Genomic DNA, 14,899 nt, shown 5'->3' on the forward strand with positions numbered 1-14,899 from the left:
GATTAACGTACCTTCAGCGTTGCCAGGCCAATCAGCACCAGCATCAGCGAAATAATCCAGAAGCGCACGATGACGCGCGGCTCCGGCCAGCCTTTCAATTCATAGTGATGGTGAATCGGTGCCATGCGGAAAATGCGTTGACCGCGCAGCTTGAACGATCCCACCTGCAGAATCACCGACAGCGTTTCGACCACAAACACGCCGCCCATGATTAACAGCAAGAATTCCTGACGCAGCAGCACGGCGATAGTGCCGAGCGCACCACCCAGCGCCAATGAGCCGACATCGCCCATGAACACTTGCGCTGGATAGGTGTTGAACCACAAAAATCCGAGTCCGGCTCCGACAATCGCGGTGCAGACAATCACTAATTCGCCCGCGTGCCGTAAATAAGGAATGTGCAAATATTCGGCAAACTTAACGTTACCGGTCGCCCACGCCACCAGCGCAAAGCCTGCGGCCACGAACACCGTTGGCATAATGGCTAAGCCATCAAGACCATCCGTTAAGTTAACCGCGTTGCCGGTACCGACAATCACGAAGTAGGCCAGCACCACGTAGAACAGGCCCAGCTGCGGCATCACGTCTTTAAAGAACGGCACCACCAGCTGCGTTGCAGGCGTATCTTTACCGGCGATAAACAGCGCGAACGCAACCGCCAGCGAAATCACTGACATCCAGAAATATTTCCAGCGCGCGATCAGGCCTTTGGTGTCTTTGCGCACCACCTTACGATAGTCATCCACAAAGCCGATGATGCCAAAACCGACCAGCACCACCAGTACGCACCAGACATATGGATTAGACGGATAGGCCCACATCAGCACCGAAATGGTGATTGAGGTGAGGATCATCACGCCGCCCATGGTTGGCGTGCCGCGTTTGCTGAAGTGTGACTCTGGACCGTCGTTACGCACCACCTGACCGATCTGCAGCTTCTGCAGCCAGGCAATCAGGCGCGGGCCCATCCACAGAGAAATGAACAAGGCGGTCAGCAGGCTGACAATGGCGCGAAACGTCAGATACGAGAAGACGTTAAAGCCGGAATAAAATGCGACCAGATGTTCGGCCAGCCAGACTAGCATGTTCCTTTCTCCTGTAAGCTCTGTACTACCTGCTCCATGGCGGCACTACGTGAACCTTTAACCAAAATAGTGATGTCCTGATGTTCGGACAGCAATGTGCGTAAACGTTCAGTTAGCGCGGTTTTTGTGGCGAAATGCTCGCCTTTACCGCTGTTTTCGCCAATCAGCTGGCTCAGAGTCCCAATGCTCAGCACGCGATCGATACCTGCCGCTTTGGCCGCATCGCCGACCTGGCGATGACACAGTTCGGCTTCATCACCCAATTCAGCCATATCGCCCACTACCATCACGCGGTAGCCCGGCATATCGCCTAGCACCTGTGCGGCGGCAGTCATAGAACCGACATTGGCGTTGTAGCTGTCATCCAGCAGCAGTTGATTGGCCGCCAGTCGAATCGGGAACAGTCGACCAGGAACAGCCTGCAAGGTTTTAAGGCCAGCTTGAATCGCCGACAGCGGCGCATCTACTGACAATGCCAACGCTGCAGCGGCTAACGCATTCGAGATGTTATGACGGCCCGGCAGCGGCAGCTCCACGGCGATATCACCGCGTGGCGTATGTAGCGTGAACAGCGTGGCATCGGCTCGCAGCACGATTTCGCTGGCGCGGAACTCTGCATCAGCCATCGGCCGCGGCGAGAAGCGCCACAAGGTTTTATCTGCAAACTGTGATTGCCAGTTGGCCAGATCGTTGCTGTCAGCGTTGACGATGGCGGTACCGTGTACCGGCAAGCCGCCAAAAATTTCGCCTTTGGCTTTCGCCACACCCGCCAGCGAGCCAAAGCCTTCCAGATGGGCAGCAGCAAGGTTATTCACCAGCGCAGTTTCCGGACGCACCAGATCGGTGGTGTAGGCAATTTCACCCTGATGGTTGGCACCTAACTCGATCACCGCGTAAGCATGCTCTTTGGTGAGACGCAACAGCGTCATCGGTACACCGAAGTCGTTGTTCAGGTTGCCGGCCGTGTAAAGCGTTTCGCCACACTGACGCAAAATCGCGGCGGTCATCTCTTTGACCGAGGTTTTGCCGGATGAACCGGTCAGCGCAACCACGCGAGCGTTCGCCTGTTGGCGTACCCACGCGGCGAGTTGCCCAAAAGCAATCCGCGTATCAGCCACAACCACCTGCGGTACAGAAACCGGCAGCAGCTTACTGACCAGCAGCGCCTGCGCACCGTTGGCAATGGCATCGTTAGCAAAATCGTGAGCATCAAAACGTTCACCCACCAGCGCCACAAACAGGCTGCCGGCGGTGACTTTGCGGGTATCGGTGGTGACATCGGCAAGGGTTAAATCCGCGCCGTGCAGTTGACCGCCGCTGATTTCGGCCAGCGTATTGAGAGAAACGGGAATCATGCCATCACCCCCAACAAACGGGCGACGGTGTCGCGATCGGAGTAATCCAAACGGCGGTTGCCAATGATTTGATAATCTTCGTGGCCTTTTCCGGCCACCAACACGATGTCATCGGCGCCGGCTTGCATCACGGCGTTGGTGACCGCCTGCGCACGACCGGAAACCACGCGTGCGCGGCCCGGATCGAGCAAGCCGGTGAGAATGTCATTCACAATCGCCATCGGCTCTTCGCTGCGCGGATTATCGTCGGTGATCACGACGATGTCGGAGAATTGCTCAGCAATCGCGCCCATCAGCGGACGTTTGCCTTTGTCACGATCGCCACCGCAGCCAAACACGCACCACAGCTGGCCTTTACAATGCAGACGCGCCGCTTCCAGCGCTTTTTCCAGTGCATCAGGCGTGTGAGCGTAATCGACAACCACCGTAGGTTTGTCTGGCGCAGTGAATACTTCCATGCGACCACACACCGGCTGCAGCTGCGGTGCAGTGGCAACCAGCGCATCAAGCGGGTAATCCAGCGCCAGCAGCGTACCCAGCGCCAGCAACAGGTTGCTCACGTTAAAAGCGCCCATCAGGCGGCTATCAAACTCGCCGTTGCCCCAGCTGGAGCTGAACTGAATATGCGCACCGCCGTCGTGATAATCCACCGCCGTAGCTTTCAGCCAGCGGCCATGACAGCCCGATTGCAGATTGTCTTCCATGGTGACCGCTACCGCATCCGGCAATTTTGCCAGCCAGCGACGTCCCACGTCATCATCAGCATTGATGATGGCTTCAGCGACCTGATGCTCAGAGAACAGTAACCATTTAGCGGATTCATAACTCTCCATATCACCGTGATAATCGAGGTGATCGCGGCTCAGGTTAGTAAATACCGCGGCCGCAAACGGCAAGGCGGCAACGCGATGCTGCACCAAACCGTGTGAGGAGACTTCCATTGCCGTCAGGGTTGCGCCCTGCCCGACTAAATCATTCAGCACATGCTGCACATCCACCGCAGAACCGGTGGTGTTTTCGGTTGCCACCAGTTGACCGTAAAGGCCATTGCCTACCGTGCCCATCACTGCGCCGGTTTCACCGAGCAGATTGGCCCACTGCGCCATCAGTTGCGTGGTGGTGGTTTTGCCGTTAGTGCCAGTAACACCAATCAATTTCAGTTTGCTTGCAGGCTGCTGATAAAAGCGTCCGGCCAGTGCAGAGAGACGCTGCTGCAACTGCGCCAGATAGATAACCGGGACGCCATGCATCTCGCGGATATCTCCATCGCTGGCTTCGCCTTCGGCTTCGGCAATCACTGCCGCTACGCCTTGTGCAATAGCCTGCGGAATAAAACGACGTCCATCAGCATGATGGCCCGCCACGGCGATAAACAGATCGCCAGAAGCCGCCGCGCGGCTATCTAGTGTCATGTCACGGAGTGGACGCGCCGGCGCACCCGGCACCCACGGGGCCAGTAAGTCGCGCAGGTTACGATCTGTCACTTGATTCCTCACTTCTATTCTTCACCAACTCGTTCTTATCAACTGTTGGCAGCGCATCAGGTTCGATATTCATGGTACGCAATACGCCGCCCATGATGGCGCCAAACACCGGTGCTGAAACCGCACCACCATAATATTTACCGGCCTGGGGATCGTTGATCACCACCACCAGCGCAAAACGAGGACGGCTGGCAGGCGCAACGCCTGCGGTATAAGCAATGTATTTGTTGACGTAACGTCCATCCGGTCCAACTTTCTTAGCGGTACCGGTTTTGATGGCAATGCGATAGCCCTTGATGGCGGCTTTAACCCCACCACCGCCAGGCAACGCAACGCTTTCCATCATGTGCATCACCGTTTTCACCAGGTCTTCCTGGAAAACGCGTTCACCCGCCACTGGCGGGTCAACTTTGGTGATCGACAGCGGGCGATTGATGCCGTAGCTGCCAATGGTTGCGTAGACTCGCGCTAACTGTAACGGCGTTACCATTAGCCCGTAGCCGAAAGAGAAGGTGGCCCTCTCTATGTCAGACCACCGTTGTTTTTGAGGGTATAAGCCACTACTTTCCCCGACCAGCCCCAAATTGGTCGGTTTACCCAGTCCAAAGCGCGCGTAAGTATCTACAAGTGCTGAGGAGGGCATCGCTAACGCCAAACGTGAAACCCCGACGTTACTCGACTTCTGTAAAACCCCGGTAAGGGTCAATTCGTTGTAGCGCGCCACGTCTTTGATCTCATGACCATTGACGCGGTACGGCACGGTATTCAGTACGCTGTTCTCTTTCACCACACCGCGCTGCAAAGCCGTCATCACCACCATCGGTTTCACGGTGGAACCTGGCTCGAAGATGTCGGTAATAGCGCGATTACGCATCACGTCTTTCGGCGTGTTGCTGAGATTATTCGGGTTGTAAGCGGGGCTGTTCGCCATCGCCAGCACTTCGCCGGTGTTTACATCCACCAGCACCGCGGTGCCTGATTCGGCTTTGTTGAACGCCACGGCATTATTCAGTTCGCGGTACACCAGCGCCTGCAGACGTTCATCAATGCTTAGCGTCAGGTTGTGCGCGGCGCGGCTATCTACCGAGGAGATATCTTCAATGACGCGGCCGTTGCGGTCTTTACGCACCGTACGTTCACCCGGTGCGCCGGTCAGCCATTTATCGAAGCTTTTTTCGATGCCTTCAATGCCCTGGCCATCAATGTTGGTGAAACCAATCAGGTGCGCGGTCACCTGGCCCGCCGGATAGTAGCGGCGCGACTCTTCACGCAGATAGATGCCCGGCAGCTTAAGCTTTTTCACATACTCGCCAATCGCTGGATTCACCTGACGCGCCAGATAGACAAAGCGCCCTTTCGGGTTGGCATTGATACGTGCAGCAAGCTGATCGAGCGGAATCGATAACGCATCCGACAGCGCTTTCCAGCGACTATCCAGCGAGACGCCGCCGTGTTCGGTCAGCTCTTTCGGATCGGCCCAGATCGCATTCACCGGCACGCTCACCGCCAGCGGACGACCGGCACGATCGCTGATCATACCGCGCGCGGTTGGCACCGATTGCACGCGCAGCGAACGCAAATCGCCCTCTTTCACCAGCTTGTCAGGGTTGATCACCTGCAGCCACGCTACGCGCGACAGCAGTCCGCCCAGCGCCAGTAAAATGCACCCGCACAGTAACGCAAAGCGCCAGCTTACAAAGCTGGCCTTATCTTCTTGTTTTTTTAACTTCAGCGTTTTGCCTGCGCCACTCATTGAGTTCTGCGATTCCTTATTTCTGCACCACAATATTTTCCTGCGAAGGATCAACATGCTGCATTTGCAGTTTATCGGTTGCTATCCGCTCTACACGGCTGTGATCGCCCAGTGCGTTCTCTTCAAGAATCAGGTTGCGCCATTCGATATCGAGCGCATCACGCTCCAGCACCAGCTGTTCACGCTGCGCCGTTAACAGGCGCGTCTTATGCGTGGTGGTCACGACCATTACCGAGGACACCAACACCGCGATCAACAGCAACAGCGGAATCTTGCCAAATCGCAGCAAGTCCCCACCAATGACACCGGGTAAGCTGTGGCGCTCGTTGCCAATCATGAGGCCGTTCGCTCCGCGATACGCAATACCGAACTGCGCGCACGTGGATTTTCGTTCACTTCGGCTTCGCCAGGAATCAATTTGCCCAGCGTTTTCAGCTCACGACCGCCTAAGGCTTTAAGCTGCGACTCCGTCATCGGAATGCCTGCTGGTACCTGAGGACCGCGGCTCTGATCGCGCATAAAACGCTTCACTAAGCGATCTTCCAGTGAGTGGAAGCTGATGATCGACAACCTGCCGCCTGGCGCAAGAACCGACAAGGCCCCTTTCAGCGCGGTATCGATCTCTTCCAGCTCACTGTTGATCCAGATACGAATCGCCTGGAAAGTACGCGTTGCCGGGTGCTTAAATTTGTCTTTGACGGGCATTGCGGCGGCAATCACCGTCGCCAGCTCTTTGGTGCGTGTCATCGGCTGGTCGCGGTTACGCTCTACGATGGCGCGCGCAATCCGTTTACCGAAACGCTCTTCACCGTAGGTCTTGATCACGAAAGCGATATCCGCCTCCTCTGCGCTCATCAGCCATTCGGCGGCCGATTGCCCGCGTGTTGGATCCATACGCATATCCAGTGGCCCATCACGCATAAAGGAGAAGCCACGTTCGGCATCATCCAGTTGCGGAGAAGAGACGCCCAGATCGAGCAGAACGCCATCTATCTTGCCGGTCAGCCCGCGCTCTTCAACGTATTCTGCCAAAGCCGAAAACGGCCCGTGGACGATCGAGAAGCGCGGATCGTTTATCTCAGCGGCTGCGGCTATCGCTTGCGGATCGCGATCAATCGCTATCAGTTGCCCTTTCTCACCAAGCTGCGAAAGGATTAAGCGCGAGTGACCGCCGCGACCAAAAGTGCCATCAATATAAATGCCGTCTTCCCTGATATTGAGGCCGTTTACCGCCTCATCCAGCAGCACTGTGGTGTGTTTGAAATTTTCCTGCATAGCTATAGCGACAAGTCCTGCAACCGCTCAGATAAAGGCTCCTGAGCCGACTGTTCTGTGTCAATATCATCCTTAACTTGTTGATACCAGGTCTGTTCATCCCACAGCTCAAACTTATTGAACTGTCCAACCAGCATCACTTCTTTGGTCAGGCCGGCATGTTGACGTAACGTGTTCGCCAACAACAAACGACCCGCATTATCCATCTGGCATTCACTGGCATGTCCCAACAGCAGTCGCTGTACGCGACGCTCGGCAGGATTCATGCTGGATAAGCGAGACAGCTTTTTCTCAATGATTTCCCATTCGGGCAGGGTATAAAGCAGCAGGCATGGCTGGTGGAGGTCAATGGTGCATACCATTTGCCCCTGAGACTCTGCGACAAGCAATTCTCGATAGCGCGTTGGTACTGCTAATCGTCCTTTGCTGTCGAGATTGACTAACGTTGCTCCACGGAACATGCCAGCCTTACCCCTCAATCACCCGTTTTCACCACTTTATCCCACTTTTTACCACGAAACGAGTTTACGGAGCCGATGAAATCCTTGTCAAGCCGCAACGGCAAGTGAATATCACTATTTACATCGGGTGAAATTAATCAATGAGGGAATTAATCGACATGGATTCGTAAAATAAAAAATTAACCTGATGAATAATTGAATAAAAATTTCTGCACGAGGAAAAATGGTGAAAAATAAAGCGCTCCAGCGCAAAAATATAATTGCCCCGCAATCTGCGACAGCGGCGGCATTTTAGGGGATTTCTGAAAGGAAGCCCAGCATCATCGCGCCAGCTCTGCCGCGCCTCACTGGTGAACATGTAAACAATTAAGAAAAGTCAGCAAGGTTAAATTGTTAGCTGGAGTGGCGATTATTTACGCTTATTTACGCCCTAAGGTTTCAAAATATCGACAGGATTAATAAATGCTGGGCAGCGAACTGCCCAGCATTTCATTTAGAGCGGCGACTTAATTGTCCGCGGCGGAATAAATTGCGACGGATACGGGTTAAACCAGGCTTGGGTTTACGTGGTTCATCTAGCGAGGCTAACACCAGTTCCAGCACGCGCTCAGCGACGTCGCGATGACGTTGCCCCACCGCCAGCACCGGGCACTCGAGGAAATCCAGCAATTCATGGTCGCCAAAGGTGGCGATCGCTAAATCTGTCGGCAGGCGCCCATCACGCTTCAGCGTAATGTCCATTACGCCCTGCAGCAGCCCAAACGACGTGGTGAACAGTGCCTCCGGCATCGGATGATCTTCGAGGTACTTCTCAAACAGCGCCGCAGCGGCGGCCCGATCGAAACTGTTGCAGTAGATGTAATCGATTGGCCGCTCATCATCTTTCCACGCATCGCGGAAACCTAACTCACGCAGGAAGCTGACCGACAACTCAGGCAGCGCGCCGAGGAACAGCACATTTTTCACCGGTAGCTGACGCAATTCAGCCGCCAGCGCCTGCGCATCATCCTGATCGGCACCCACTACGCTGGTAAAGTGTTCACGATCCAGCGCACGGTCCAGCGCGATAATCGGTAACGGATCGTTGATCCAACGCTGATAGAACGGATGCTCTGGTGGCAGTGAAGTTGAAACAATGATGGCATCAACCTGGCGCTGCAACAGATGCTCGATGCAGCGCATTTCGTTGTCTGGCTGATCTTCTGAGCAGGCAATCAGCAGCTGATAGCCGCGCTGACGCGCCTGACGCTCCAGATAATTCGCAATGCGCGTGTAACTGGTGTTTTCCAGATCGGGGATCACGAGGCCAATCGAACGTGTGCGCCCGGCGCGCAGCCCAGCCGCGACGGCATTGGGGTGATAGTTGTGTTCACGCACCACCGCCATCACTTTTTCGACGGTTTTTTCGCTGACACGATACTGCCGCGCTTTGCCATTAATTACATAGCTGGCCGTGGTGCGCGACACGCCTGCCAGGCGCGCAATTTCATCCAGTTTCACGGTGACACCTTAATTCTGATAAGCCAGCGCTGACGAAAATATCCGCAGAGTAGCTATGGGTAAAACATTTGTAACATCTAACCGCAGAACACTACGCCGAGCAACCGCTTTTCTCTCGCATCCTGGTTAAGCGCATAAAATAAAAAAACCCGGCATTTCGCCGGGTTAGAATCAGATGAAATCGTTACTTTGGGTGATTAACGCATCACGCGATCGCCGCGCGACACACCCACAATTCCTGAGCGCGCCACTTCGACAATTTCTGCCACGTCACGCACGGTGTTGAGAAACGCATCGAGTTTATCGCTGGTGCCTGCCAGCTGAACCGTGTAAAGCGTTGGCGTGACATCGATAATCTGCCCACGGAAAATTTCCGCGCTGCGCTTCACTTCTTCACGGCCGTAACCGCTGGCCTGGATTTTCACCAGCATGATCTCACGCTCAACGTAAGCGCCCTGACCCAGCTCGCTGACACGTAACACGTCCACCAGCTTGTGCAGCTGCTTCTCAATCTGCTCCAGCACTTTCTCGTCGCCGACCGTTTGAATGGTCATGCGTGACAAGGTGGGATCATCGGTCGGTGCCACAGTCAGGCTTTCGATGTTATAGCCACGTTGAGAGAACAGCCCCACTACGCGGGACAATGCGCCGGATTCGTTTTCCAGCAGAACCGATAAAATACGACGCATAATTAAGTCCTCTCCGTTTTGCTCAGCCACATCTCATCCATCGAACCACCACGAATTTGCATCGGGTAAACGTGCTCGCTGCCGTCAATGTTTACATCGACAAACACCAGACGGCCTTTCGCCAGCGTATCCAGTGCCAGCTGCAGCTTCTCTTCCAGCTCCGCCGGATGCGCAATGGAAATGCCCACATGCCCATACGCTTCGGCCAGACGCACGAAGTCAGGCAGCGATTGCATGTAGGACTGCGAGTGGCGGCCCGAGTAAATCATGTCCTGCCACTGCTTAACCATGCCGAGGAAGCCGTTGTTGAGGTTTAATACCAGCACCGGTAAATCGTACTGCAACGCGGTCGACAGCTCCTGAATGTTCATCTGGATACTGCCATCGCCGGTCACGCAGATAACCGTCTCATCCGGCAGCGCCATCTTCACGCCTAACGCTGCAGGCAAGCCGAAGCCCATGGTGCCTAAGCCGCCGGAGTTGATCCAGCGACGCGGCTTGTCGAACTGGTAGTAAAGTGCGGCAAACATCTGATGCTGACCAACGTCAGACGTCACGTAAGCTTCGCCTTTGGTCAAACGACAGATGGTCTCGATGACTGCCTGCGGTTTGATTTTGTCGCTGGTACGATCGAATTCCAGGCACTTGCGACCGCGCCAGCCATCAATGGTCTGCCACCAGTCGCGCAGGCTATCAAGTTCCTGCTTCGCATCGCTTTGCGCCAGCAGCTCTAGCATCTGTGCCAGCGTCTGCTTCGCATCGCCAACGATTGGAATGTCGGCGCTGACCGTTTTGGAGATCGACGTCGGATCGACATCGATATGCATGATGGTGGCGTTCGGGCAGTACTTCGCCAGATTGTTGGTGGTGCGGTCGTCGAAGCGCACGCCAATACCGAAAATCAGATCGGCATTGTGCATGGTCATGTTGGCTTCGTAAGTGCCGTGCATCCCCAGCATGCCGACACACTGACGATGTGTGCCAGGGAACACGCCCAAGCCCATCAGCGAGGTCGTTACCGGAATATTCAGTTGCTCTGCCAGCTGCAGCAGCTCGGCTTCGCAGCCCGACATAATCGCGCCGCCGCCGGCGTAAATCACCGGCTTGTGTGCTGCCAGTAACGTTTGCAGCGCGCGCTTGATTTGTCCTTTATGGCCCTGAATGGTCGGATTGTATGAGCGCATGCTCACTGTTTCCGGCCAGACGTACGGCAGTTTGTTGGCGGGATTCAGGATATCTTTTGGCAGATCGATCACCACCGGTCCCGGGCGACCGCTTGCTGCCAGCCAGAAGGCCTTTTTCAACACGGTTGGGATCTCTTCGGCGTTTTTCACCAGGAAGCTGTGCTTCACCACCGGGCGGGAGATGCCGACCATGTCGCACTCCTGGAACGCATCGTAACCAATCAGTGACGAAGGCACCTGACCCGAAAGAATTACCATCGGGATCGAATCCATATAGGCGGTTGCAATACCGGTAATCGCGTTGGTGGCGCCCGGACCGGAAGTCACTAGCACCACGCCCACTTCACCGGTCGCACGCGCAAGGCCATCGGCCATATGCACCGCGCCTTGTTCATGACGGACCAATACGTGGTCAATACCACCGACCGTTTGCAGCGCATCGTAAATATCGAGCACCGCTCCGCCCGGATAACCGAATACCTGCTTAACGCCCTGATCGATTAACGAACGGACGACCATTTCGGCTCCTGACAACATCTCCATTTTCTGCCTCCAGGCTTGAGGGACTGAATCCACTGACGTTCGCGTTTCCCGCACGCCACTGATATCCGGCCCCCGATCGCCAATTAAGATCAAAACCTTATGTTTATGCTCAGAAGGCGACGTTCTGTCCACCTTCCAGGTACAGGGAATCTACTTGAGTTAATTATATGAGAGTAGGTCGATTACCATAACCGCAGACAACCCGCCCTGCAAACGCCAGGACGCCACGTCGCGCCCGATCCGGCAATAAAGGCACTGATGCGTGATTATTGCCTGCGAGGATTAAACTAATGCTTCGTCATAACCACAGAGGAAAATGCTGGTTTATAGATTATTTGCAGCGTGTTCTAAGAAATATGATTTTCATATTGCCTGACCACTCAGTCCACAATCTTTTGTGATAATTACTTTCTGGCGTGATTATCTATAAAACGGCCTGATCACATCATATTCTTCTTAACAACAAGCCTAATCTTGTTTTATCAGCAATGCGCATTATCAACTTAAGATGTTAATTATCAAATATTTAAAATAAATTCTATTTTCTAAACGATTTTTTAAGTGGATGGATTCACTTATTCTGTTGCTAATTAATGTCATTGCTCTGCGCAGCCGAAAAATCACAGCACATCGCCCTTCTGACTTCACAGAAATACCCTTGTACTTAAGGTTGACTTCACACGTCAATTCCAGTACCAATATGTGCAGCACTCAATTTACGAGGTTTGACTCATGTTTCATTCTTTCCGCCTACTCGGTCTACTACTAAACGCATCCAGTTTGCGCGGTAGACTCGTGGGCGGAATCAATAACTGATTCGAACCTGCAGAAGTTTAAGAAACCCGCGCCAATGCGCGGGTTTTTTTATGCTCGTAGCACCGGCAAAGTTAACGCATAAGGAAGATTACGATGAGCCAGCAAGTTATTATTTTCGATACCACTCTGCGTGATGGCGAACAGGCTTTACAGGCCAGCCTGAGTGTTAAAGAAAAACTGCAAATCGCTCTGGCGTTGGAACGTATGGGCGTGGATGTAATGGAAGTGGGCTTCCCCGTTTCCTCTCCAGGCGATTTTGAATCCGTACAAACCATCGCTCGTACCATTAAAAACAGCCGCGTCTGCGGACTGGCACGCTGCGTTGAGAAGGACATTGACGCCGCATACGAATCACTGCGTGTGGCTGAAGCGTTCCGTATTCACACCTTCATCGCGACTTCGCCGATGCACATCGCCACCAAATTGCGCAGCACACTGCCAGAAGTGATTGAACGCGCAGTGCACATGATCAAACGCGCCCGCAACTATACCGACGACGTTGAGTTTTCCTGTGAAGATGGCGGGCGTACGCCAATCGACGATTTGTGCCGCATGGTTGAAGCCGCGATCAATGCCGGTGCAACCACCATCAACATTCCGGACACCGTCGGCTACACCTTGCCAGGCGAATACGCCAACATCATTGGCCAATTGGTGGCACGCGTTCCAAATATCGATAAAGCCATCTTGTCGGTTCATACCCACGACGATTTGGGTATGGCGACCGGCAACGCCATCGCTGCGGTATTGGCCGGTGCGCGTCAGGTTGAAGGTACGCTGAACGGTTTAGGCGAACGCGCCGGTAACTGTGCGCTGGAAGAAGTGATTATGGCGATCAAAACCCGCCAGCAGATCATGAACGTCCACACCAACATTAATCATCAGGAAATCTACCGCACCAGCCAAACCGTGAGCCAAATCTGCAACATGCCGATTCCAGCCAACAAAGCGGTGGTCGGTTCTAACGCCTTCGCCCACTCTTCCGGTATTCACCAGGACGGCGTGCTGAAGAATCGCGAAAACTACGAAATCCTGACGCCAGAATCTATCGGCCTGCACAAAATCCAGCTGAACCTGACTTCCCGTTCTGGCCGCGCTGCGGTGAAACACCGCATGGAAGAGATGGGTTACAAAGAGTCCGATTACAACCTCGACACGTTGTACGACGCCTTCCTGAAGCTGGCCGACAAGAAAGGTCAGGTGTTCGATTACGACCTGGAAGCGTTGGCCTTTATCAACAAGCAGAACGAAGAGCCAGAATATTTCGAGCTCAACGAATTCAACGTGCAGACCGGCTCCAGCGTAACCGCAACGGCCTCCGTGCAGTTGGGCTGCGGTGAAGAGACCAAAGCCGACGCCGCAACCGGTAACGGTCCGGTTGATGCGGTCTATCAGGCAATCAACCGCATCACCGGCTTTGAAGCTGAGCTGATTAACTACAAGCTGACGGCGAAAGGCCACGGCGAGAACGCGCTGGGTCAGGTCGATATCGTGGTCAACTACAACGGTCGTAAATTCCACGGCGTTGGCCTGGCGACCGATATCGTCGAATCATCGGCGAAAGCGATGGTGAACGCGTTGAACAATATTTGGCGTGCTAAGCAGGTGGAAAAAGAACTGCAGCGTAAATTTAAAGATCAGAAGGAAACGGTGTAACTATGTCTAAGTCTTCTCATATCGCGGTATTGCCAGGCGACGGAATTGGTCCGGAAGTGATGGCGCAGGCCATGAAAGTTCTCGATGCAATTCGTACGCGTTTCGACATGCGTATCACCACCAGCGAATATGATGTTGGCGGTATCGCCATCGATCGTCATGGTGAACCGCTGCCACCGGCTACCGTTGCTGGCGCAGAGCAGGCAGATGCAATTCTGTTTGGCTCCGTAGGTGGCCCGAAATGGGAACATCTGCCACCTGCGCAGCAACCCGAGCGCGGTGCGCTGTTGCCGCTGCGTAAGCACTTCAAGCTGTTCAGCAACCTGCGCCCTGCTGCGCTGTATAAAGGCCTGGAAGCGTTCTGCCCGCTGCGTAGCGATATCGCCGGACGCGGTTTCGACATCCTGTGCGTGCGTGAACTGACCGGCGGCATCTACTTCGGTCAGCCAAAAGGCCGCGAAGGCAGCGGCCCGCACGAGCGCGCTTTCGATACTGAGGTTTATCACCGTTTCGAAATCGAGCGCATCGCGCGTATCGCGTTTGAATCCGCGCGTAAGCGCCGCAACATCGTCACCTCAATCGACAAAGCCAACGTTTTGCAGACTTCCGTCATGTGGCGCGAGATTGTGAACGAAGTGGCAAAAGATTATCCGGATGTGCAGTTGAGCCACATGTACATCGATAACGCCACCATGCAGCTGATTAAAGATCCATCACAGTTTGACGTGCTGCTGTGTTCTAACCTGTTTGGCGACATTCTGTCAGATGAATGCGCGATGATTACCGGTTCAATGGGCTTGCTGCCTTCCGCCAGCCTGAATGAAGAAGGTTTTGGCCTGTTTGAGCCAGCGGGCGGTTCCGCACCGGATATCGCCGGTCAGAACATCGCTAACCCGATTGCGCAGATTCTGTCGCTGTCACTGCTGTTGCGTTACAGCCTGAATGCGGATGAAGCCGCCGCAAGTATTGAACGCGCCGTGAGCCGTGCGCTGGAAGCGGGTTATCGCACCCGTGATTTGGCCGGTGACGGCAAAGCCGTGAGCACAGATGAGATGGGCAGCATCATTGCCGGTTTCATCGCCGAGGAAAAATAATAAA

The 14,899-nt window shown here is 54.4% G+C and carries 13 protein-coding genes; 3 read left to right on the plus strand and 10 right to left on the minus strand.

What is annotated here, in order from left to right:
- Nucleotides 1-2 precede the first annotated feature (2 nt).
- The 10 genes from mraY to ilvI form a co-directional block, all read right to left on the minus strand.
- Nucleotides 3-1,085 (minus strand): phospho-N-acetylmuramoyl-pentapeptide-transferase, encoded by a 1,083-nt coding sequence (gene mraY, locus PZBJ_RS08535; protein ID WP_007888613.1) that lies wholly within the window; start codon nt 1,083-1,085, stop codon nt 3-5.
- Nucleotides 1,079-2,440 (minus strand): UDP-N-acetylmuramoyl-tripeptide--D-alanyl-D-alanine ligase, encoded by a 1,362-nt coding sequence (gene murF / locus PZBJ_RS08540; RefSeq protein WP_101762117.1) that lies wholly within the window; start codon nt 2,438-2,440, stop codon nt 1,079-1,081. Before murF ends, mraY begins: the two co-directional genes overlap by 7 nt.
- Nucleotides 2,437-3,924, minus strand: coding sequence for a UDP-N-acetylmuramoyl-L-alanyl-D-glutamate--2,6-diaminopimelate ligase (murE, locus tag PZBJ_RS08545; RefSeq protein WP_101762118.1), 1,488 nt, complete (start codon nt 3,922-3,924; stop codon nt 2,437-2,439). The genes murF and murE overlap by 4 nt, the downstream gene beginning before the upstream one ends.
- The gene (locus tag PZBJ_RS08550; protein WP_008108616.1) at nt 3,911-5,677 is read right to left on the minus strand and encodes a peptidoglycan glycosyltransferase FtsI; all 1,767 of its coding nucleotides are present in this window, start codon (nt 5,675-5,677) and stop codon (nt 3,911-3,913) included. The genes murE and PZBJ_RS08550 overlap by 14 nt, the downstream gene beginning before the upstream one ends.
- 16 nt (nt 5,678-5,693) lie before the next feature.
- Nucleotides 5,694-6,014, minus strand: coding sequence for a cell division protein FtsL (gene ftsL, locus PZBJ_RS08555; protein ID WP_101762119.1), 321 nt, complete (start codon nt 6,012-6,014; stop codon nt 5,694-5,696).
- Nucleotides 6,011-6,952, minus strand: a complete 942-nt coding sequence (gene rsmH / locus PZBJ_RS08560) for a 16S rRNA (cytosine(1402)-N(4))-methyltransferase RsmH (protein WP_101762120.1) — start codon at nt 6,950-6,952, stop codon at nt 6,011-6,013. Before rsmH ends, ftsL begins: the two co-directional genes overlap by 4 nt.
- Nucleotides 6,953-6,954: 2 nt before the next feature.
- Entirely contained in the window at nt 6,955-7,413 is a 459-nt protein-coding gene (gene mraZ, locus PZBJ_RS08565; RefSeq protein ID WP_007885013.1) for a division/cell wall cluster transcriptional repressor MraZ, read from the minus strand.
- Between the two features lie 489 nt (nt 7,414-7,902).
- Nucleotides 7,903-8,913: a catabolite repressor/activator gene (cra, locus tag PZBJ_RS08570; protein ID WP_101762121.1), complete on the minus strand. Its 1,011-nt coding sequence runs from the start codon at nt 8,911-8,913 to the stop codon at nt 7,903-7,905.
- 197 nt (nt 8,914-9,110) lie between these two features.
- The gene (ilvN, locus tag PZBJ_RS08575) at nt 9,111-9,602 is read right to left on the minus strand and encodes an acetolactate synthase small subunit (RefSeq protein ID WP_008108620.1); all 492 of its coding nucleotides are present in this window, start codon (nt 9,600-9,602) and stop codon (nt 9,111-9,113) included.
- Between the two features lie 2 nt (nt 9,603-9,604).
- Nucleotides 9,605-11,329 (minus strand): acetolactate synthase 3 large subunit, encoded by a 1,725-nt coding sequence (gene ilvI / locus PZBJ_RS08580; RefSeq protein ID WP_101762122.1) that lies wholly within the window; start codon nt 11,327-11,329, stop codon nt 9,605-9,607.
- A 732-nt stretch (nt 11,330-12,061) separates the two neighbouring features.
- Here ilvI and leuL point away from each other — a divergent pair.
- From leuL to leuB, 3 genes are all read left to right on the plus strand, one after another.
- Nucleotides 12,062-12,145 (plus strand): leu operon leader peptide, encoded by an 84-nt coding sequence (leuL, locus tag PZBJ_RS24505; RefSeq protein WP_099686952.1) that lies wholly within the window; start codon nt 12,062-12,064, stop codon nt 12,143-12,145.
- Nucleotides 12,146-12,238: 93 nt separating this feature from the next.
- The gene (leuA, locus tag PZBJ_RS08590; protein WP_101762123.1) at nt 12,239-13,801 is read left to right on the plus strand and encodes a 2-isopropylmalate synthase; all 1,563 of its coding nucleotides are present in this window, start codon (nt 12,239-12,241) and stop codon (nt 13,799-13,801) included.
- A 2-nt stretch (nt 13,802-13,803) separates the two neighbouring features.
- Nucleotides 13,804-14,895 carry a 3-isopropylmalate dehydrogenase gene (gene leuB, locus PZBJ_RS08595; protein ID WP_101762124.1) on the plus strand — a complete coding sequence of 364 codons (1,092 nt, stop codon included), beginning with the start codon at nt 13,804-13,806 and terminating at the stop codon, nt 14,893-14,895.
- The last annotated feature ends 4 nt before the right edge of the window (nt 14,896-14,899 follow it).

Source organism: Pantoea endophytica, assembly GCF_002858935.1.
In the GTDB taxonomy this organism is placed as follows: domain Bacteria; phylum Pseudomonadota; class Gammaproteobacteria; order Enterobacterales; family Enterobacteriaceae; genus Pantoea; species Pantoea leporis.